The organism is Acidicapsa borealis, assembly GCF_059115245.1.
On record NZ_JCACNY010000001.1, the window covers coordinates 532,807 to 553,672 of the forward strand.

General features: G+C 59.1%; 18 protein-coding genes. 6 read left to right on the forward strand and 12 right to left on the reverse strand.

Going from position 1 to position 20,866, the window contains the following annotated elements; genetic code table 11:
• The first annotated feature begins 17 nt into the window (after window positions 1-17).
• The 3 genes from AC5S27_RS02120 (at window position 18) to AC5S27_RS02130 (ending at window position 4,532) form a co-directional block, all read left to right on the forward strand.
• Complete coding sequence (locus AC5S27_RS02120; protein ID WP_493932933.1) at window positions 18-791, forward strand: carbonic anhydrase; 774 nt, start codon at window positions 18-20, stop codon at window positions 789-791.
• 188 nt (window positions 792-979) lie between these two features.
• On the forward strand, window positions 980-2,656 hold the full coding sequence (locus tag AC5S27_RS02125; protein WP_493932934.1) for an alkaline phosphatase family protein: 1,677 nt from the start codon (window positions 980-982) through the stop codon (window positions 2,654-2,656).
• A 208-nt stretch (window positions 2,657-2,864) separates the two neighbouring features.
• The gene (locus tag AC5S27_RS02130) at window positions 2,865-4,532 is read left to right on the forward strand and encodes a CHASE3 domain-containing protein (protein WP_493932935.1); all 1,668 of its coding nucleotides are present in this window, start codon (window positions 2,865-2,867) and stop codon (window positions 4,530-4,532) included.
• 320 nt (window positions 4,533-4,852) lie between these two features.
• Here the strand turns inward: AC5S27_RS02130 and AC5S27_RS02135 are convergent, their stop codons facing one another.
• Window positions 4,853-5,116, reverse strand: coding sequence for a hypothetical protein (locus AC5S27_RS02135; RefSeq protein ID WP_493932936.1), 264 nt, complete (start codon window positions 5,114-5,116; stop codon window positions 4,853-4,855).
• A 93-nt stretch (window positions 5,117-5,209) separates the two neighbouring features.
• On the opposite strand from AC5S27_RS02135, the gene AC5S27_RS02140 reads away from it, so the two are divergent.
• Both AC5S27_RS02140 and AC5S27_RS02145 read left to right on the forward strand, forming a co-directional pair.
• Window positions 5,210-8,545: a vitamin B12-dependent ribonucleotide reductase gene (locus tag AC5S27_RS02140; RefSeq protein WP_493932937.1), complete on the forward strand. Its 3,336-nt coding sequence runs from the start codon at window positions 5,210-5,212 to the stop codon at window positions 8,543-8,545.
• A gap of 465 nt (window positions 8,546-9,010) precedes the next feature.
• The gene (locus AC5S27_RS02145; RefSeq protein WP_493932938.1) at window positions 9,011-10,078 is read left to right on the forward strand and encodes an arabinan endo-1,5-alpha-L-arabinosidase; all 1,068 of its coding nucleotides are present in this window, start codon (window positions 9,011-9,013) and stop codon (window positions 10,076-10,078) included.
• A gap of 14 nt (window positions 10,079-10,092) precedes the next feature.
• Here the strand turns inward: AC5S27_RS02145 and AC5S27_RS02150 are convergent, their stop codons facing one another.
• The 9 genes from AC5S27_RS02150 to AC5S27_RS02190 all read right to left on the reverse strand — a co-directional run bounded on the left by AC5S27_RS02150 (window position 10,093) and on the right by AC5S27_RS02190 (window position 17,267).
• Window positions 10,093-11,106 carry a zinc-binding alcohol dehydrogenase family protein gene (locus tag AC5S27_RS02150; protein WP_493932939.1) on the reverse strand — a complete coding sequence of 338 codons (1,014 nt, stop codon included), beginning with the start codon at window positions 11,104-11,106 and terminating at the stop codon, window positions 10,093-10,095.
• A 3-nt stretch (window positions 11,107-11,109) separates the two neighbouring features.
• Window positions 11,110-11,766 carry a bifunctional 4-hydroxy-2-oxoglutarate aldolase/2-dehydro-3-deoxy-phosphogluconate aldolase gene (locus tag AC5S27_RS02155; protein WP_493932940.1) on the reverse strand — a complete coding sequence of 219 codons (657 nt, stop codon included), beginning with the start codon at window positions 11,764-11,766 and terminating at the stop codon, window positions 11,110-11,112.
• Between the two features lie 94 nt (window positions 11,767-11,860).
• Window positions 11,861-12,955: a PfkB family carbohydrate kinase gene (locus tag AC5S27_RS02160; protein ID WP_493932941.1), complete on the reverse strand. Its 1,095-nt coding sequence runs from the start codon at window positions 12,953-12,955 to the stop codon at window positions 11,861-11,863.
• A 23-nt stretch (window positions 12,956-12,978) separates the two neighbouring features.
• A complete protein-coding gene (locus AC5S27_RS02165; RefSeq protein ID WP_493932942.1) occupies window positions 12,979-13,755 on the reverse strand; it encodes a glucose 1-dehydrogenase in 777 nt (258 codons plus the stop codon).
• Between the two features lie 228 nt (window positions 13,756-13,983).
• Window positions 13,984-14,616, reverse strand: coding sequence for a GNAT family N-acetyltransferase (locus AC5S27_RS02170; protein ID WP_493932943.1), 633 nt, complete (start codon window positions 14,614-14,616; stop codon window positions 13,984-13,986).
• Window positions 14,617-14,755: 139 nt separating this feature from the next.
• Window positions 14,756-15,532: a 3-keto-disaccharide hydrolase gene (locus tag AC5S27_RS02175; protein ID WP_493932944.1), complete on the reverse strand. Its 777-nt coding sequence runs from the start codon at window positions 15,530-15,532 to the stop codon at window positions 14,756-14,758.
• Between the two features lie 226 nt (window positions 15,533-15,758).
• Window positions 15,759-16,295 (reverse strand): cupin domain-containing protein, encoded by a 537-nt coding sequence (locus AC5S27_RS02180; protein ID WP_493932945.1) that lies wholly within the window; start codon window positions 16,293-16,295, stop codon window positions 15,759-15,761.
• 62 nt (window positions 16,296-16,357) lie between these two features.
• A complete protein-coding gene (locus AC5S27_RS02185) occupies window positions 16,358-16,807 on the reverse strand; it encodes an anthrone oxygenase family protein (protein WP_493932946.1) in 450 nt (149 codons plus the stop codon).
• Between the two features lie 40 nt (window positions 16,808-16,847).
• Window positions 16,848-17,267: a DUF4267 domain-containing protein gene (locus AC5S27_RS02190; protein WP_493932947.1), complete on the reverse strand. Its 420-nt coding sequence runs from the start codon at window positions 17,265-17,267 to the stop codon at window positions 16,848-16,850.
• A gap of 152 nt (window positions 17,268-17,419) precedes the next feature.
• Here AC5S27_RS02190 and AC5S27_RS02195 point away from each other — a divergent pair, with 152 nt between their 5' ends.
• Window positions 17,420-17,995, forward strand: a complete 576-nt coding sequence (locus tag AC5S27_RS02195) for a TetR/AcrR family transcriptional regulator (RefSeq protein ID WP_493932948.1) — start codon at window positions 17,420-17,422, stop codon at window positions 17,993-17,995.
• A gap of 202 nt (window positions 17,996-18,197) precedes the next feature.
• Here AC5S27_RS02195 and AC5S27_RS02200 read toward each other — a convergent pair whose 3' ends face one another.
• On the reverse strand, window positions 18,198-18,590 hold the full coding sequence (locus AC5S27_RS02200) for an RNA-binding S4 domain-containing protein (protein WP_493932949.1): 393 nt from the start codon (window positions 18,588-18,590) through the stop codon (window positions 18,198-18,200).
• A 228-nt stretch (window positions 18,591-18,818) separates the two neighbouring features.
• Window positions 18,819-20,831, reverse strand: a complete 2,013-nt coding sequence (locus AC5S27_RS02205) for a S9 family peptidase (RefSeq protein WP_493932950.1) — start codon at window positions 20,829-20,831, stop codon at window positions 18,819-18,821.
• Window positions 20,832-20,866: the final 35 nt, after the last annotated feature.

A 20,866-nucleotide genomic window follows, 5' to 3' on the forward strand; every position in this document is an offset into this window, starting at 1 on the left:
GATTCAAGGAGAATGGAATGGGTGGTATGCGAGCGGTTGTGGCGGGTTTTGGACTTTTCGGGTTGATGACGCTTGGCGCTATCGCGCAGCAGCCGACTGCTGTTCAGCAGACAGGAGCGCCGTGGGCCTATGAGGGCAAGACGGGCCCGCTCAACTGGGGGCATCTGGACCCGGCGTACAAAGCCTGTTCTGACGGACACGAGCAATCGCCCATCGATATTCACGGCGCGCATCTCAACAAGAATCTGCCGCCAATCGAGTTCCACTACGTCAGCGGCGTCATGTCGATGGTGAACAACGGGCATACGATTCAGGTTGCCGCTCCGGCAGGCAGCTACATCGTGGTCGGCGGCGTCCGCTACGACCTGGTCCAGTTCCATTTTCACCATCCGGGTGAGGAAGCAGTAAAGGGCAAACTGCCGGATATGAGCCTACATCTGGTCCATAAAAGCGCCGACGGCAAGATCGCCGTAATCGCGGTGCGGCTGAATGAGGGCAATCCCAATGCAGTGCTTGCGGGACTCTGGCCGCATCTGCCGAAAACGGTTGGCGCCACCGACAAAGCAGTCGAGTCGATGAGTCCCGCCGGTCTGCTGCCTGCGGACAAGGGCTACTGGACCTACGAGGGTTCGCTGACGGCGCCTCCCTGCACGGAGGGCGTGCGCTGGTTTGTCTTTGAACAGACGGTGGACATTTCGCGCGAACAGCTAAAGAATTTTGGCTACCTCTACAAGGTGGACAGCCGCATGGTGCAGTCTGCGCATGGACGGAAGATCGAAGCGAGCGAATAAGTGACAGGTAGCTCTTCAAGTTCCAAATCATAAGTTGTTGCGGCTGGAATTTGGCGCGAAGATAACCATGGAAAGTTACCTTCACGCATTACCTGGACATCTTGGTTTGTTAAATTGATCTAACATTCATCGTCCATGCCTAGTTCGCCTGGCGGCTGGTTGCTAGCATCCTCTCTCAAGGAGGGGATATGTATTTCAGGTTCCTGCTAGTAATGTCCTTGGCTGCCTTTTGTGCGGCCAGTGCGGTAGCCCAGTCTGCGGAAGAAAAGCCGGTTCATCATGTGCTGTTGATCAGCATCGACGGCATGCACGCGGTTGATTTCCTCAACTGTTCGAAGGGCGTCCCCGGCGTCAACAACGGCTATCCTTATTGCCCGAATCTTGCCAAGCTGAGTGTGACAGGTGTCAACTACGTTGCCGCCAGCACCTCCAAGCCATCTGACTCTTTTCCGGGACTGGAGACGATCATTTCTGGAGCAACGCCCCGTTCGATGGGCGTTTACTACGACGTTGCTTATGATCGCTCTTTGGATGCGCCGGCCAAGACGACCGGAAACGGTGTGCAGGCTGGACCGTGCACCGCAGGAGCCGCTCCGACAGGTACAACGACGGAGTTCGAAGAGGGAATCGACATCGATCAAAGCAAGCTGAATGGCGGCGCTCCGGGAGCGAGCCTCACGGACGGCGGCATTGCTTCGATCGACCCGACCCGCTTGCCGCGCGATCCTGCTGCGGGTTGCGCACCGGTATGGCCCTGGAATTTTCCGCGGACCAACACCATCTTCAGCGTGATTCATGCCGCTGGTGGCTATACGGCATGGTCTGACAAGCATCCGGCATACTCGTCTGTGGCGGGTCCCGGGGGTGGTTCGCTCAATGATTTCTATGCACCAGAGATCAACTCAGCCGTAGTTGCCCTGCCCGGAATCACCACGCCAGGCGGTTTGAACTGCGCAACAATTCCTGACCCGGCGCATGTTTCGGATTGGACGGGAAGCTTTCAAAATATCCAGTGCTACGACACGTTGAAGGTCAACGCCATTCTGAACCAGATTGATGGCAAGAACCATAATGGAAAGGCAGCCAAGGTGCCGACTATCTTTGGCATGAACTTCCAGGCTGTGAGCATTGGCGAAAAGCTGGTACTCAGCGGCGGCCCAGTGGGCGGCTATCTGGACGCAGCGGCGACTCCGGCGCCGGCCATGCTGAGCGAGATCCAGTTTGTGGATGAGTCGATCGGCAAGATGGCGAAAGAACTCCAGGCGCAAGGTCTCGCTGGTGACACGTTGATCATCATCACCGCCAAGCACGGCCAATCACCGATCGATCCCAGCAAGTATGTCCCGATTCTGAAAACCGGCACGTCGCCGGCGACGTTGCTGGCGAGCTACCTTCCGCTGTCAGAGTCGCCGTTGAACCCGGTTGGTATTGGCCCGACGGAAGATGACATCTCGCAGATCTGGCTGGCTGATTCCGCGAACACGGAAACCGCGGTGGGTATTTTGGAGGAGAATTCGGCGCAGGCTGGTATCGGGGAGATATTCTACGGCCCTGCGCTGGCGTTGAACTTCAACACGCCTGGACTTCCGCCTTATGGTGATCCTCGCACTCCCGACATCATCGTTTCGCCGAACGTTGGCGTCACTTACACCGGTAGCACGAAGAAGCATTCCGAACACGGCGGCTTCGCGCACGATGACACCAACGTGATGCTGCTCATTTCCAATCCGGCGATCACGCACAAGACTGTCTATCAGGAAGTGGGTACGATCCAGGTTGCACCGACGATTCTGAAAGCTCTAGGCATTGACCCCGCAAGACTGGACGGTGTACGGCGCGATGGAACGCAGTCGTTGCCATACTAAATTCAATGTAGCGGTAGGAAGCAGGCGTGCGCTGTTCAAGGTACGCCTGCTTTTGTTTTATCGGAGCGGTTCACTCGCCGGCCATCGTGTTCCTTCTGAGACGTTCTCTCGCTCTCTGCTTTTGTTGACGGGAGCGGCCAGCCGCCAACTATACTGGTTCGAGTTTCAAGGGGTGGTGTGCCGCCGCGAAGCTTCCTATCTCTATTCCATGCAAATATTCCAAAAGCGATTCGGTGTCATCACAGGATTTTTCCTACTGTTCGTTGTGTTGACGGTGAATGCGATCGTTACGCAGCAGCAGCTTTCAGTCCAGGTGGAAGACCAGCGATGGGTGGTTCACACGGAGCAGGTGCTGATGCAGCTGATCCTCACGGAGTCTCTGCTGCGAGAGGCGGAGTCCGGCCAGCGCGGCTACCTCTTTACAGGAGACGATCGGTACCTCACCCAGTATGACCGCGTCAAGAGCCGTGTTTCGCCGAACCTCGACAAGTTGAGCGCCATGGTGGCCGATAACGCCTCGCAAGTGGCTCGGGTCGCGGCCATGCGCAGCAACGCAGACCGGAAGATGGCGGAGCTGGCGCAGACGATTGCTTTGTACCGTGCCGGGAAGACCAGCGAATCCAAGGCGCTGGTGACGACAGGCCTGGGTCTGACTCTGATGGAGACAATTCACGAGCAGGTTCGAGAGATTCGCCGCGAAGAGGAAAGTCTGCAGGCACAGCGCGCGATGATGTACGCCGAAAGTCAACGCAGGACAGTGCTGAGCATCTACCTGGCTAGCCTGATTGCCGTCTTCGGGCTGATTCTCCTCGCGTATTACATCCTGCGCGAGATCAACACGCGCGAGCGGCATGCGAGGCAGGTCCTTGAGCGCGAAGAGTGGTTCCGCTCAACGTTGACAAGCCTTGGAGACGGGGTGATCGCGACCGACCAGACTGGTGCGATTACCTTCCTCAATCCCATTGCAGAAGACCTGACCGGTTGGAAGGTGGAGGATGCGAAGGGGCTGCCCGTGGCTGAGGCGTTCCCGATCTTCAATGAGTACACGCACCATCCGGTTGAGAATCCGGTCAGTAAGGTTCTGGAGCTGGGTAACATCATCGGGCTGGCAAATCACACGGTCCTGCGGCACAGGAACGGGATGTTTACGCCGATCGAGGATAGTGCCGCACCGATCCGGGACGATCGCGGGCGCATTGTCGGGGTAGTGCTGGTCTTCAGGGATGCGAGCAAGGAACGCAAATCGCAGGAGATTCTGCGCAAGACGGAGAAGCTGGCTGCGGCGGCCCGTCTCTCGGCAACGTTTGCACACGAAATCAACAATCCTCTCGCGGCCGTCGTGAATCTGGTGTACCTGGTGAAGGGGATGCCCGATCTGCCGCAGAGCGCACACGCGCCGCTGGAGATGGTTGAGCACGAACTGGACCGCGTTTCCCACATCACGCGGCAGACGCTCGGGTTTTACCGGGAGTCGGCTGTGCCTGGGCGGGTGGAGATTCCAACCCTGATCGAAAACATACTGCGGCTTTATTCGAGCAAGTTGAAGGCCAAGAACATCCATTTAGAGCGAGAGTTTCAGGATTGCCCGCCAGTGCAGGGGCTGGCGGGAGAGCTGACACAGGCGATTTCGAATCTCATTTCGAATGCCGCAGACGCCGCTCCCCAGGACGGTACCGTGATTGTCAGCCTGGCTCCAATCGAGAACGCTGGCCGCCGCTGGGTGGAGTTGCAGGTGAAGGATAGCGGACCGGGCATTCCGGCGGAAATCGAGCCCCGCATCTTTGAACCGTTTTTCACCACCAAGACGGATATCGGTACGGGCCTGGGGCTGTGGGTTACCAAGGAGATCGTCGACCGGCATGGCGGGCGGAATTGAGGTACGTCGCGGGTCTGCACAGGATGGTGTGGCAACCGGCGCCGTCTTTCGGATTACACTGCCTGCTGCGCCCGTGCAGAGCTAGATTTGCCTTCATCTGGATCTGCTTGCGACGACCTGCCACGATTCCTCCAGGCAGTCGGCGGGGCGTCCGCGTTCTCCACAATTCGCACAGGCGTCCACAATAAGTGCACCGATCTTGCGCCTTGTGGGCGCCGTCCAATGGGACTAGGCTCAGGTACGGATCGGACGAGATCGAGAATCCAAAGTCCGGGTTTCGACCGGTTGAGGAGCGGCAAAACCCGCTATTCGGGCGGGTTTTACCGTTTTGCACAGCCATTTTCGGGGGTTGCCCAAGTTGGTGCCATGCAAGCCGATGAAAACACAACATCTTGTGGTTCTTGCTTGACCTGCACCACGGACAGCGGTATTTTTGCATCTGCGGTTGTTACGAGACTGTAACTCTGTTCAGGCGGATTTCTGGGTTTCTTGCCGGTTTCTGCGGCAGATGACCGCACAATTTTGGATTTTCTCCCATGCTTGATTGAAGGTGGCAGGCGAATTCTTTTGCCCGCCATTTTCATCTAATCTGCAGGGCTTTTGTAAGAGGCTCGGCAGTTGTCCGACCGCTTTTTTGTACGACGAACCCACCCCCAAAGGTTCTTGAAGGAGACCGAATGCCCGATATCTACTCCCCGACCACTTCTGCCACCACGACAGCTTCCTCGGCGAATTTTTCCCGTGGCGGACTGACTTTCTCGCGCCGCTTTTCGAAGGCCGGCGTGTCGCCGTATGACGAAGTGCAGTGGGAGAAGCGGACTGCTTCGATCACTGACGCGAGCGGTAAGTCGATCTTCGAGCAGAAGGATGTCGAGGTGCCGGTCGACTGGTCGATGACGGCGACCAACATCGTGGCTTCGAAGTACCTGCACGGGCAAATCGGTACGCCGGAGCGCGAAACAGGGGTGCGCCAGTTAGTAGCGCGTGTTGCGGAAACGGTTCGCGACTGGGGTTTGGCGAACGGCTATTTTGCAAGCGCGCAGGATGCGGCCATCTTCCACGATGAGCTGGTGTCGATGCTGGTGCAGCAGAAAGTGGCGTTCAACTCGCCGGTGTGGTTCAACGTGGGCTGCGACAAGCTGGAGCCGAACTCCGACGCGCAGAACTGGCACTGGGACCCGCACACCTGCGCGGTGCGTTTCTCCGTGACCGGCTACCGCAATCCGCAGTGCTCGGCTTGCTTTATCAATGCCGTGGATGACTCTCTGGAAGCGATTCTGACGCTGGCCAAGACCGAAGGCATGCTGTTCAAGTGGGGTTCGGGCACGGGAACGAATCTCTCGTCGATCCGCGGATCGATGGAGCTGCTGTCGGGTGGCGGCACGGCTTCCGGTCCGCTCAGCTTCATGCGCGGGTTCGATGCCTTCGCCGGCGTGATCAAGTCCGGCGGCAAGACGCGCCGGGCGGCCAAGATGGTGATCCTGAACGTGGATCACCCGGATATCGTTGACTTCATCGAGTGCAAATCGAAGGAAGAAGCCAAGGCCCACACGCTAGTCAAGGCAGGCTATGACGGCTCAGGGCCGGATTCCGAGGCGTACTCTTCGATCTTCTTCCAGAACGCGAACAACTCGGTGCGGGTGAACGATGAGTTCATGCGGGCGTACGAGCGCGACGGCGAGTTCACCACCAAGGCTGTGAAAGACGGCTCGCCGGTAAAGACCTACAAGGCGCGGGAGATCATGAGCAAGATCGCCGAGGCAACCTGGCAGTGCGGCGACCCTGGCATGCAGTTCGACACGACGATCAACAAATGGCACACCAGCAAGAATTCGGGCCGCATCAACGCTTCGAACCCCTGCTCGGAGTACATGTTCCTCGACAACTCGGCCTGCAATCTGGCCAGCTTTAACCTGCTCAAGTTTGTGACTTCGTCGGGCACGTTCGACATCCAGGCCTACCGGCATGGTGTCTCGATCATGATCACGGCGATGGATATCCTCGTCGACAACTCAGGCTATCCGACCGAGGCGATTGCCAAGAATTCGCATGACTACCGGCCTCTCGGCCTCGGCTACGCAAACCTGGGCGCGCTTTTGATGGCCTGCGGCCTTCCGTATGATTCGGACGCGGGCCGCGACTACGCCGGCGCGCTGACCGCGATCATGTGCGGTCAGGCATACCTGCAGTCCTCGATCATCGCGGCCACCTGCCCTCCGCTGGGCTCGGCGACCACATTGACCGCGCAGGCTGACCGCCAGGGTGGCGCCTGCCCCGGCTTCTATGTGAACCGCGAGCCATTCCTGGACGTGATCCGCATGCACCGCGCCGAGGTCAACAAGATCGGCAAGTCCAAAACCTCCACTGAGCCTTTCGTCGCGCCGCAGCTCGACGCGCTGGTCGACGCAAGCCGCGAGTGCTGGGACATGGCGCTGATCTACGGCGAGCGCTACGGCTATCGCAATTCGCAGGTCACGGTGCTGGCTCCGACGGGGACCATCGGCTTCATGATGGACTGCGACACCACCGGCATTGAGCCGGACCTGGCGCTTGTGAAGTACAAGAAGCTGGTGGGCGGCGGCATGATCAAGATCGTCAACCAGACCGTGCCCTCGGCGCTCTTCAAGCTTGGGTATAGCGGGGACGAAGTTAACGCGATCGTCAGCTACATTGACGCAACTGGAACGATCGAGGGCGCGCCGGGCATCAAGCCGGAGCATCTGGCGGTCTTCGACTGCTCTTTCAAGCCGTCGAAGGGCACGCGGTCCATCCAGTACATGGGCCACATCAAGATGATGGCGGCGACGCAGCCGTTCCTCTCTGGCGCGATTTCGAAGACGGTCAACCTGCCGAACGAGGCTTCGGTCTTCGATATTGCTGAGGCGTATGCGGAGAGCTGGCGCCAGGGGCTGAAGTCGGTGGCCATCTACCGCGACGGTTCGAAGGGCGTGCAGCCATTGAATACCAGCCAGGATGTCAGGAAGTCGGAGCCGACAGCACTGGATGCGGCTGGCTCGCGTGTGCTCGCTGCATTGGCAGCGGGCGGCGAGGTTGCCGAGGCGGACGTGAAGACGCTCGAAGGCAAGATTTCGGACAAGCTGGAGATCAGCTCGAAGCAGGTCATTGCGGCGGCGCAGGCTTTCCAGGCTACGCTCGATGCGCTCGTCAAAGCGGAAGCCAAGGCTTCTGCGATCAAACCCGCTCCAGCGCCGGCTCCTGTGGTTCCAATGGCAGCTGCGCCGGCCAATCAGGATCTGAATGCGCCGCCAAAGGCTGTCCGGCACCGCCTGCCGGAGGAGCGCGCCTCTGTGACGCATAAGTTCTCGATCGCCGGGCATGAGGGCTACATCACCGTCGGCCTCTACCCGACCGGGCAGCCGGGCGAGATCTTTATCAAGATGGCCAAGGAGGGCTCGACGGTTTCGGGCTTGATGGATGCCTTTGCCACTTCGATTTCGCTGGCCCTGCAGCATGGCGTACCGCTTAAGGTGCTCTGCGAGAAGTTCGCGCATACACGCTTTGAGCCGAGCGGTTGGACGGGCAACGAGCAGATCGGCTACGCCAAGAGCCTCATGGACTACATCTTCCGCTGGCTGCAGTTGCGCTTCCTCTCGGGAACGCAGTTGCCGCTCTTCGCCGGATTGCTGCCGCAGGCGCAGGAGCTTCCCGCTCCTCCGCCGACGCTGCTGCCGGATGCGGACATGGAAGCTGTTTCCGAGTCGGCTCCCGGAGTTACAGGGGCGGCGTTGACCAAGCTGGTTGAGGATATCGCGCGCCGGTTGAACCAGGTCAATGCTTCTGCAACGGGGCCAGTGCCGGAGATTCGCGTGACGGAAGCTCCCGCCGGCATTCCGAAGCTGACAGACCGTGGGCTGTATCACGCGTCGGACGCGATGCGGGAAATGTATGACATGGGTGACGCGCCAAGCTGCGGAACCTGCGGCGCGATCATGGTGCGCAACGGCTCCTGCTATCGCTGCATGAGCTGCGGCAGCACGAGCGGTTGCAGCTAGAACGCTCGCTACGAAAGCTCGATCACACAGTAGAACAAGGCGCCGCATGAGGAGTTCCTTATGCGGCGCGGTTGTCTGTCGGTCAGCGGTGGTCGCGTCGGTCAACTTCGGGGCAGCAGTTGTTGGCCTTGCGGCGAAGCAATCGGCGTTCACTGGCGCAAAAGCAGGCGACTACGCTCGGCGAAAGAAGGAAAAGGGTGAACATCAGTGCTACGACAACTTCACGCATGGCTCAGACATATCCTTGCTGGGAATCTTGCTTACTTGGTTTGCTAAGGCTAAGCAATGCGTTCTGCAAGTGGGAATAACACTTCTGCTCGATTCGAGTTACAAAGGCAACATGGGCATTCCACATTGGTAATGAAACCTCCGTTCTTGGCGGACCTCGGAGCGAGTCTGATACACTTCCGGAAAACGTTATCTCGAATTTCGGGAAGCGTCATTTTGCTATATCAAGGATTCACCATGCCCCGCAAACTCATGCCTGCTGCTCTCCTGCTTGCCCTTCTCTTCATACCTCTCGGCAGGTGCTTTGCTGCTGGGCCCCACGCATTGCATCTCTCGGGGGATGCGGCGGGAACGCATGACCCTTCGATCATCAAGGAGGGCAAGACCTGGTATGTCTTCGCCACGGGCAAGGCTCCGGATGGCGGGCAGTTTGCCGTGCGGTGTTCAGAGGATCTGGAGCACTGGAAGCTGTGCGGACATGTCTTCAATGACATTCCGGCATGGATTCACGAGCGCAGCCCCGGCACAAAGGACTTGTGGGCGCCCGACATCTCCTTTGTCGACGGCGAGTACCGGATGTACTACTCGTATTCTCTGTTCGGCAAGAACACGTCCGGCATCGCTCTCGCGGTGAACAAGACGCTGGATTTCACCAGCCCCGAATACAAGTGGATCGACAAGGGACTGGTGCTGGAGTCGAAGACAGAAGATAACTTCAATGCCATCGACCCGAACTTTGTTCTGGATAAGAAGGGCAACGCCTGGCTAGCCTTTGGCAGTTTCTGGGATGGGATCAAGATGCGCCGTCTGGGGGGGGACGGACTGCTTTCGAAAACCGACACGAAGTTGTATTCGCTGGCGCGCCGTGCCAAGCCGGAGAATGCCGCACCCGCACCGCCAAATCTACCCCCAAACTGGGAGGCGATTGAGGCCCCATTCATCGTTCGCCACGGCGATTACTTCTATCTCTTTACTTCGTGGGACCTTTGCTGCCGCGGAGTGAAGAGCACCTACCGGACGATGGTGGGCCGTTCGAAGGAAGTCACAGGGCCCTATCTCGATCAGACCGGCAAGCCGCTGACCGAGGGTGGCGGAACGCAACTCTTGCAACCCAACGCGACATGGCTGGGGCCGGGCGGCGAGAGCCTGCTGCTGCACTCAAAAGCAGATCCCAAGGGTGAGGATCTGATCGTGTTTCACGCCTATGACGCGAAGACCGGCAGGCCGTCGATGCAGCTCTCGACCATCGACTGGACGGATGGCTGGCCGCACGCGGCGCTCGAAGGCAAGCCTGCTGAAAAGTAGCTAGCTCACCTGATCTAGCTGACCTGAATCATGATCTTCGAAAAGGCTGCGGGGTTGGTGCTCCACGCCTTCAAAATCTCCGGCGCGTCGCTAAGCGAGACCTGATGGCTGACAGCCTGATCGACCGGGAAGCGGCCTTCTTCGAGCATGCGGATGACCTCGCGGAAATCTTCGGGCAGGGCGTTGCGCGAGCCGAGAATGTCCAGCTCTTTCTGCACGAAAAGGCGCGTCTCGTAGGCCACCGGCTCCTTGGCATAGCCGATGTACACGACGCGGCCAGTGAAGGCGACCTCTTCCACCGCCGCGCGAAAGGTCTGGGGCAGGCCGATGGCTTCGATGATCACGTCGGGGCCGCGGCCGCCGGTCAGCTCCTGTAGTTTCGCGTGCATATCTTCGCGGCTCGTATTGATGGTGTCGGTAGCGCCGGACTGCTTCGCGATGGCGAGTTTAGCGTCGTCCACGTCGATGCCGATCGTTCTCGCCTTGCGGAAGCCTGAGGCGGCGACTGCACCGAGGCCGACGCCACCACAGCCGATGATGGCTACTGTGTCTTCCGCCGTGACCCGCCCCCGAGCAACCGCGTGAAAGCCGACCGTCAGCGGCTCGACAAGACACAACTCCTTGATGCTGAGATTGGCGGCGTAGAGCTTGCCTGCGGGTACGGAGATGTATTCCGCCAGCGCGCCGTCACGTTGCACGCCCATGGTCTCGTTGAACTGGCAAGCGTTGGGCCGTCCGCGCAGGCAGGACGGGCACTTGCCGCACTGCGTGTAGGGCGAGAGCGTAACGTTCACCCCGGCTGCGAACTGCGGATGGGTCTTGCTCGATGCAACAACCGTCGCCGCAACTTCATGCCCGAGGATGCGCGGATAGCTGATCATCGGATTCTTGCCGCGGTAGGAGTTCAGGTCGCTGCCGCAGAGGCCCACGCTGCGTACCTGCAGCAGAACTTCATCTCCCGCCGATGCGGGGTCGCTGACCGTACCTACGTTGACTTCGCCAGGCTGTTCGAGGACGAGGGCTTTCATCGGCTAGCTTGCCTTTCCATGGTGCGCGGCCACGATTTCGAGATACTTACGGGCGTTCTCGGTGATCACTTCCGGCTTCCCAGCGCGGATGGCCTTGTTATCGACCAGGTCGCCGCCGACGCCGAGCGCAAATGCCCCCGCTTCGAGGAAACTGGCAGCAGTGGCGAGCGAGACGCCGCCGGTAGGGATCAGTTGTACCTGCGGCAGCGGTGCCTTGAGAGCCTTGAGGTAGCTGGCCCCGCCCATCGCCGAGCAGGGGAAGACTTTCACTGCATCTGCGCCTGCTTCCCAGGCAGTAATGACTTCGGTCGGAGTGAGCCCGCCGGGGAAGACGGCAACATCATAGCGGCGGCAGATCTCGATGGTGCGCAGGTTGAGCGCGGGGCTCACGATGAACTGCGCCCCGGCAAGCATGCAGGCGCGGGCTGTCTCCGGATCGAGCACGGTGCCTGCGCCGATCAGGATGCGGTCGCCTGCTTCCGAGGCAAGGCGGCGGATCGCGTCCACCGCACCGGGAACCGTCATGGTGACTTCGAGCACAGTAACGCCGCCGGCCTCGAGGGCGTAGGCGATCTGAAGAGCTTCTTCTTCGCTGTCGGCGCGTAGGACTGGGACAAGACCGACTTCGCGAATTTTCTTAATGACTGCTGACTTATGCATTGGAACCCCAGGGGCTAAAGCCCCGATGTAATGTGACTTATTGATGTACGGGCTGAAGCCCGTTCCCTTCATCCACCCGAAAATCGCTGAGACCTTACCGCAGCACGCGCGCTGCGCCACCTTTCATCACACGCTCAACTTCAGGCAGCGTGACCATGGTGGTGTCGCCGGGAGTAGTCATGGCGAGAGCCCCGTGAGCGCAGCCGCAATCGACCGCATACTGAGAACCCTGGCCGCTGAGGAACCCGTAAATCAGACCCGAAGCGAACGAGTCTCCACCGCCAACGCGGTCAAGAATTTCAAGGCCGGGCATCGGTCGGGCTTCGTAGAAATTGCCGTCTGCGTAGCAGACCGCGCCCCAGTCATTGACCGTGGCCGTGCGGGCGGTACGCAGGGTGGTGGCGACTACTTTGAAGTTGGGATACTTGGCCACAGCCTGCTCGATCATGCGGCGGAACTTGCTGGTATCGAGCTCGCCAACGTGTGTATCCACCTCGCCCAGCCCTTCGACCTCGAAACCGAGCGACGCGGTAAAGTCCTCTTCATTGCCCAACATCACATCAATCAGCGGAGCAAGCTCGCTGTTCACTTCGAGCGCCCGCGCCTTGCCGCCAATCGACTTCCAGAGCGAGTCGCGGTAGTTCAGGTCATAGCTCACGATGACGCCGTTGCGATGCGCAGCCTCAATCGCTTCCTTGGCTACCAGTGGTGTCGTTTCCGACAGCGCCGCAAAGATGCCGCCAGTGTGAAACCAGCGCGTACCTTCGCGCACAAAAATCTCATCCCAGTCGATCTCGCCGGGCTTGAGCTGGCTGATGGCGGTGTTGCCGCGGTCCGAGCACCCAAGTGCCGCACGCACGCCAAAGCCGCGCTCGGTGAAGTTGAGGCCGTTGCGTACGGTGCGTCCCACGCCGTCATATTTCACCCAGCGGACATGAGATTGATCCACGCCACCCTGGTACATCAAATCTTCGACCAGCCGTCCGACGGGGTTATCGGCCAGCGCGGTAACGATGGCGGAGCGCAGGCCAAAGCAGCGCTTGAGTCCGCGAGCAACGTTGTATTCGCCGCCACCTTCCGAGGCCTGAAAGGTGCGCGTCGTGGCAACGCGTCCTACGCCGGGGTCGAGGCGCAACATGACCTCGCCGAGCGAGACGAGATCCCAGCGCGAAGTTTCTTTGGGCTTCAATACAAGACTCAACTGGATTCCCTTTACTGGTTGACGCCGCTGGCGAGAAAGCCGCCATCGACAGTGATGATTTCGCCGGTGACAAACGAGGCTGCGTCCGAGGCGAGATAGATAGCCGCGCCCACCAGCTCTTCGGTCCTGCCAAAGCGGGCCATCGGCGTGCGCGTCAGGAACTCCTGCCCGCGCGGCGTGCTGTCCAACAGCGTCGAGTTCAGCGCGGTGCGGAAGACACCCGGAGCAATGGCGTTCACGTTGACGCCGTGCTTGGACCACTCCACCGCCAGCGACTTGGTGAGCGAGCCCACGGCTGCCTTGCTGGCTGCGTAGGCAGCCACCTCATTGAGCGCGACAAAGGTCGAGAGCGAAGCGATGTTGACGATGCGGCCATACTTCTTCGCCAGCATCGTCTCGCCGAAGACCTGGCAGCCGCGCAGTGTGCCGGTCAGGTTGGTCTCCAGGATGTGGTTCCAGTCGTCTTCAGCGAAGGTGAGCGTCGGGCCGCGCTTGGTGGTCCCCGCACAGTTGATGAGGATATCGACCTTGCCGAAGAACTCGAGCACCGCCTCGCGCAGCGTCACCAGAGAATCGCGATCCTTCACGTCCGAGGTAAGCGCAAGCGTCTGTCGGCCCTTGGCCTGGATCTCGGCTGCGGTCTTTTCTACCTCTTCGAGGCGGCGTGAGGACGCGACAACATCGGCTCCCGCGTCGGCCAGGCCAAGCGAAAGAGCGTGGCCGATGCCGGTGGTGCCGCCCACGACAACGGCCACTCTGCCGCTGAGATCAAACAAGGATTTGGTCATCTAGATCCTCTGAAAACAATCAGGTTTGAAGTCCAAACAATCGACAACAGCATACATGCCGCAGGCCGGAGCCCGTATTGCGGCGGCTCAAGGTCGACCTAAAGTTATCGTTAACTATAGTAAAGCATGGAATGAGCCTAGGTAGAGGCAAGCCACACAATTGCCTTCCCAGTGTCCACAAGGGCCTCACTTATCCCTCGGCCAATGAGATTGCTGCGTTCACGCCTCTCAGCCCTGGCGCGGATTCCCGACACGACGGGACATGAACCAGATGGGAACTCCCAACACATCGGCTTCAGCCACCACTGTGAACCCGAATTTCTGATAGAACTCAATGTTTGCCCGCCGGTCGGTCTCGAGATACCCAACTTCTCCCAAGGCATCCAGTTGCCTACAGAACGAGTCCAGTAAAGCGCGTCCAATACCCCGGCGCTGGGAGTTGGGTTCGACGGCAACCGGTCCCAGATGCCAGTGGGGCTCCGCAGGATCGCGATGCGCCCAGGCGCCGGTCCACCTCAGGACGCGAGGCGCCGTGCCGAATGGAGTGCCGAACACGACAGCGGGCAGCACGCGAAGCTTTTCGAGAGGACCAGGCTGGCAAAGGCCGGGCCTGGCAACGCCGCAAACTCCAACAAGCGTGCCATCGCAATAAGCGCCGTAAATCATCCCTCTTTGGTGGAGACCAATCAGTACCGGCCGGAAGAACCGCTCCAGCGCGCGGCTGCGGCGCTCCCGGTCCGGTATTGCGAAGGCCCGGACGTGCAAGGGGTTGTCGCACATGGCACGGCCAAGAATCGTGGCTGCTGATCGAAGGTCGATGCGTCGCAGCTGGCGCAGCGTTACCGCGTCGTTGGTCTTCATGCAGATACTCACAAACTCCAATTGGTCCGCCCGATGTTAGGCATCGGTGAGCCTGTTGCCGCAGCGCCCTCGTATGTGCACTCTCTCAAACAGTGCATTATCACGCAGCCGCTAAACCGCAATGCGGTCGAAGGACGCGCTATTTGGCTGCTGTCGGCGGCAACTCGCGGATCTTGATGTTGCGAAAGGAAACAGGAAAGCCGTGATCCTGCAGGTCGATGCAGGTATCGTGCATCCCGGTGAAGTTGGGATAGACCTTGAACTTGCTGTTGGCAACGAGTTCGCGGAACTGCGGGGAATCGCGGTCGTATTCGAGTACCTTGACGCCATTGAGCCAGTGCTCGGCGTGGCTTCCATTCACGACGATACGGGCGGTGTTCCACTCGCCAATGGGATGAATCGGTTTGGTGTGGTCGGCTGTGCCGGCGGCGGGGATCAGGTCGTAGAGAGAGGCGACAGTGCGATCGCCATCCTTGCCGAGCTTGCCGTCGGGATGCACCGCGTCGTCGAGGATCTGATACTCGTACCCGACCGGTGAGCCGGACCCATGTTTGAGGTCCAGGTCAACGACGTAGAGGATGCCGCTGTTGGCTCCGGTCGTGATGCGGAAGTCGACGGAGAGCTCGTAGTTGGCAAACTTGCGAGTAGTAACGATGTCGCCGGCCGCACCGCCTTCTTTTCCGCCAAGATCGGTGGTGGTCAGCAGACCATCCTTGATCACCCAGCCGGACGAGGGAAAAGGCCCGCCGCGCTCACTGCGCCAGCCTGCAGTGGTCTTGCCGTCCCAGAGAAGGCGCCACCCTTGTACCTTCTCTTTCTTTGTAAGGGTGTTAGGAGCCTGCGTGAGAGCTGGGATAGGGGTGCAGATGGCGGCGGTGAGGAGCAGAGACACGAGGATCTGGGTGCGCAAGTTCATAGGTCACCACGATACTTGGCGCAGATTGTGTTGGGTAGTGGTTTCAAGTGGGTAGCTGGTTTTCGGATTGTCTAAAACACTCGCAACGCCGCAAGGCTGATTGTTCAATGCTCGAGGCGTGCGTTGGCCTGTTCTCGCGATTCGAGAGTAATAGCTTTTGCGACGAGTAGAGGCAATCCGATATATCGAAACGAATTGGTATCTCTTCGTAAAGCAATTGGTCTGTCTACGCCCGGTCCAGAAGCTCAGTGTGATATTTCGGGGCGACTGCCTTTGCCTTCTGTAGAAACTCGGCCATCTGTTTCCGGTCGAGCCTGGGTGGCGGCGTGGTGCGCGTCGCGACAGGAACTCCGACTTCAAGGATGAACCGGTCATGCCCCGCTGGAGAGCAGATGCAGAGCATCCGGACAGGGCTTGAGGATGCGTTGTGAAATTGGTGAGGAGCATTGGACGGAACGTTGACCGTGTCCCCGGCCCGAACGATGAACTTCTCTCCGCGGAAGGTCACCTCCAACTCGCCGTCAATGATGGTGAAAGTCTCTTCAAAGTCGTGACGATGCGGCCCCGGCCCGCCGCCGGGTGGCACATGCATGTCAATCACGCAGAAGCGATTGCCGGTATCTTTGCCGGCGATGGTGATCGTGTACGTGTTTCCGACCATACCGATATGCTGGGCTGTCGGACTATCCACCTGGGTAAGAGCCAAGGCGCGGCTGAGATCGTCGGCAGGCAATGCACCGGTCTTGCTTGTTGTCTCTGGCATTTGATTTCCTCTTCACGGTTTCGGTTGGTCCTGCAAACGAATCGTGCCCGCAAGAGCGTTCGCTACAAAATTCCCACGACAAGAATCGCGAAAGCTATCGTGAGCAGGACAACACGCCAGCGGTGATGCATATCCCATTTGCTCCGGTAGGCCTTCCAACCGGCAGGCGGAGTGGACTTCTCCCAGGAAGCAATCCGGTTGTTGATCGGCACGAGGGTCGTGATCGTATACATAATCACCAGCATCCACAATATAGCCGAAGCAGCGAACCAGATTGGTAGAATCCCAGACTGACGCCATTCAATGATTGCTTCGGCTAAGATGAGCAAGAAGCCAATGGCGTACCAAAACGGCATGACAGTCCCCAGTACGCGAGCCAGGGCGCTTGCGGCCGGCAGGTGAACCTCATCCGGGAGTTTATCGAGCGTGGGATGAATGAACACAGCGATCGCCAGTTCACATCCAACCATCAACCCAGCGACGAGTATTGCGACAACATTCAAGACTTCCATGATGATTCCTCCACGACCAGCACCTGCGGTTGAGTCACGGCTACTTCTTTCTTAGAAGAAACGCTGCAACGATCATCATGTAAAGCGCTGTTCCCCAGTGGATGAAGATGGGCGGCGCAAAGCCAAGATGAGCCAGAATGACCAACCCGTCGCCGACCGGAATGAAAATCGCAAGGGCGAAGAGGATTGCGGTGGTGCGCCGGTCTCCCCGAAGAAGAAACGTCAGGACGACGAGACCCGAGAAGATGTCGCGAATTCCCTTGACCCACATGAAGGGAAAGGCAGCGGGGTCGTGGATCGGAATGCCGTAGGCCGTTGAGGCTCCAACCGGGTTGAGGATGAAGTTGATGCCAATTCCGATGATAGCGACCGGTATCAAGAGGGTGAACCAGAAGAGCGGTGAATTGATTTTCAAAGTCGAACCATCTGCGGAACTGACGAAGCTTGCTGTCGTGTTCATTTCTCTTCTCCGTGTTGCATTTTGTTAGAAAATCTAGCAACGCTATAAATGATGCGGCATTGCGTGGTCGGATGCAAGAACATTCGTAAATGATTTAATCTCCGGTAGAAGTTCTAGCAATGCTATAATCATAGCCAATGGAAACAACACTTGTGCCGAACCGGCTTGCGGAGCGAAAACAGCGTGACAGAGAGGCCCGCCGGGCACAGATTCTCAGTGCCGCACGGCGGATAGCGGAGTCGGAAGGCTGGCCCAGCGTCACCGTTCGTCGGCTGTCCGACGAGATCTCCTACAGCCAACCCGTCTTGTACGCTCATTTTGGAAGCCGCGAAGGAATTCTTGCTGCGGTGGCTATCGAGGGTTTTCAGGAGATCGGTCTGGCTTTGGAAAAGGCACGGAAGCGGGCCAAGCCTGGAAAAACGGTCGAATCAGTCGCAACCGCCTATCTGGAGTTCGCCGCGTCTTCACCGGCACTCTACGAGGTGATGCTCTCGCTCAGCCTGAGCATACCCTTCGCTCACGCGGCCACTCCTCCAGAACTCCGGTTCGCATTCGCACAACTCATGGAGCTATTTCAAGGACACGGCTCGAAGCCGGAGGTCCTTTCGGAACTCTTCTGGGCAGGCCTGCACGGAATCGCAGACCTCACAAGGACGAAGCGATTTCCCGCCAGTCGTCAGAAAGAACGCATAAGAATGCTCGTCGAGCTCTTCACTTTGGCGAGTTGACGCGGAACAGCTTCTCAAAGCACGACAACTTTGAAGATTGCTATCGTCTTACAGCTAATCAAGCGAGAGGATCCCTCAAACTTGCGCTTTTGGACTGGTGCCAAATCGCCAATGTGCTCATCGAGGATAGGTTGTATCCGTCACATGTAAACAATCTTTAACCTGGATCCGAGATGCAAAGTGGAGCGGTGTTCCGACGCGGTCAGTCGCGGCCGCGGAAGCGGCTGATCTGGCGGCGGTCGCGCTTGGAGGGTTTGGCGGCTGGCATTCCTTCGAGTGCGTAGAGGGCTTTCTGCGCGGCGGCCAGCTCCAGCCTGCGTGTCCGGCTGGCTTCGGTTTCGCGAAAGAGCGTCTGGGCGACGGCGGCGGGGCCGCGCATTTCGCTGAGCAGCAGCACTTCGATCTCGAACTCGGCAGCCTCGTTCTTGATGCGCAGCATATCTCCCACGCGCACGTCGCGGGCAGGCTTAGCCTGGATGTCGTTGGAGTGGATGCGGCCAAGATCGCAGGCCTTCGAGGCCAGCGCGCGTGTCTTGAAGAAGCGCGCCGCCCACAGCCACTTGTCCATGCGAACAGTCTCGCGTTCGGTTGCCATGCTTCTATTTTCTTACACTCTGGCCGCGTCGCACGGGTCCGCCGAGTAGCTCAAAAAAATCTGCGGCCAAGTTGCGTTTGATTATTCGCTTTGGTGCATAATCGCAATACGCAACATTTGGGTTCGCACGCAAAGGGAAAATAAATACCCCTCCCCCATCCCATTCTCCAAAGTTTCGTCCAGCGAACTTGAAGAGCAACCCAATGCGCTTCCTCTTTCCCGTAGCGTTCATTTCGCAGCGGGAATTTCTCCGTTCAGATAGGTTGCCAGCCACTCCGTCCAGCGCCGGTAAACGTCGCGGGCGCGGATAGGATCAGCAGGACTGTGGCCCGGAACCGGAAACGCGACGAACTTGACCGGAATGTTGTTGTCTTTGAGCGCGTGGTAGAGTTTGTAAGCCTGCGTCGTCGTCACGCGCCAGTCGCCGACATCCGACATGATCAGCGTAGGAGCCTTGATGCGCCATGCATACGTGATCGGCGACTGCTCTGCATAGGTCTTCAAATTGTCGCCAACAAAGGGCGAGGGACCGTAGTTAGCCGCGCGCTGAATGTTGTTATCGCTCAGCGTGTACTGATCGACGAGATCGGTAACCGGAGCTCCGGCGACGGCAACCTTCCAGACAGTCGGGTAGTTGCCGATCAGCCATGAGGTCATATAACCGCCATAAGACCAGCCGCTAACAGCGATCTTCGTCTCATCCACAATGCCCCGCTTTTCGAGCATGGCGATGCCGGCCATCACGTCGCGTCCAGGACCAGCGCCAGCGTCCTTCACGATGGCGGACTTGAAGGCATTGCCCTGGTGATTGCTGCCGCGATAGTTCGGCTCAAAGACCAGCCAGCCCTTTGCGGCAAAGATCTGTGGCCCCATGGATAAGCTTTCAAACGAAGCCGAGGAAGGTCCGCCGTGAATGTAAAGGACAAGAGGATATTTCTTGCCGGCTGTGTAACCGACAGGATAGGTAAGGATGCCGTCGACGTCGAACTTGTCGCTCTTCCAGTGAAATGTTTCAGGCTTGGCGAGTTCGACGCCGTCGGTCACGGTTTGCAGATGGGTGAGTTGGACTGGCGACTGGCCAGGCTGCGGCGCATAGAACAGCTCCGGAGCATGCGCGACATCGGTGGCCGTGAAGGCGATCGCTCCGCTTTTTGCCACGTCGATGGCCGATGGGTTGAGATTGCCAATGTCGATTTTGGTGGCTTTGCCGCCGATGGGTTGAAGCCATACTGCAGGGTGCGTGCCATCCGGGCCGGTGAGCACGAGTGTCTTGTTGTCGGCGAGCCACGCTGCGGGAGACACGCTGCGGTCGAGCGCGAACGCTGCGTCGCTTCCTGTGCCTCCAGCCGTGGGAACGACGTAGGCAGCTTCTTCGTTGCTGGGCTTGCCGTCGCGAGGATAGGCGTATGCGACGAGCTTGCCATCGGGCGAAAGCACGGGGTTTGACTCCTCGGTCGTGGCGGTCGTGAGGCGGTGAACCTTGCCGGAACCCAGATCGAGCATCTGCAGGCGTGTCGAGTCGGTGTCGCCGCTGAGTGGGGAGTCAGCGCTGACGAAGAGCAGCGACTTGCCGTCGGGAGTGAAGCTGAGCTGTGATGGAGGGCCGGAGGGCGCGAAGTTGTTGGGAAGAGACCAGTTGCCGGAGGTGAGGCGTTTGGCTTCGCCGCCTGACGCTGGAGCCAGCCAGATGTGGGTTGGAAGGGCGCGGGATCGTTCGAGGTAGCTGTTGTCGCCTACTTCGAAGGCGTCCTCGAACTTGGCTTCGTCCTTCTTCTCGGGAGCTTCGTCTTCGGCGGCGTAGGCGAGGGCTGCGCCGTCAGGGCTCCACGCGAGCAGGCTGATGGAGGTCTTCGCATGGGTGAGTTGGAACGCGTCGCCTCCATTCAACGGCAGAATGAATATCTGTGTCTTTTTGTTGTCGCCTTCGGCCAGGAACGCGATGCGGTCGCCAGTGGGAGACCAGCGCGGTGAGCCGACTTTGAGCCGGTCGTGGGTCATCACGCGCAATTGCTTGGTGGCGATATCGATGAGGTCGATTTCCGCGTCGTAGCGGTCTTCTTTCAGATTGGCGCGCGCCACGGTTATAGCGATGGTCTTGCCATCGGGAGAGATGCGCGGGTCGGAGATACGGACGACTTTGGGCAGGTCGTCGGCGGAGAGACGGCGCAGTTGGGCATTGCCGCTGATCAAGAGTGCGACGGGCAAGAGGAGACTGGACAGTGTGATGACTGCTCTGTTCAAGGTAAGACTCCCGGTATGAATTTTCTTTCTCTTGC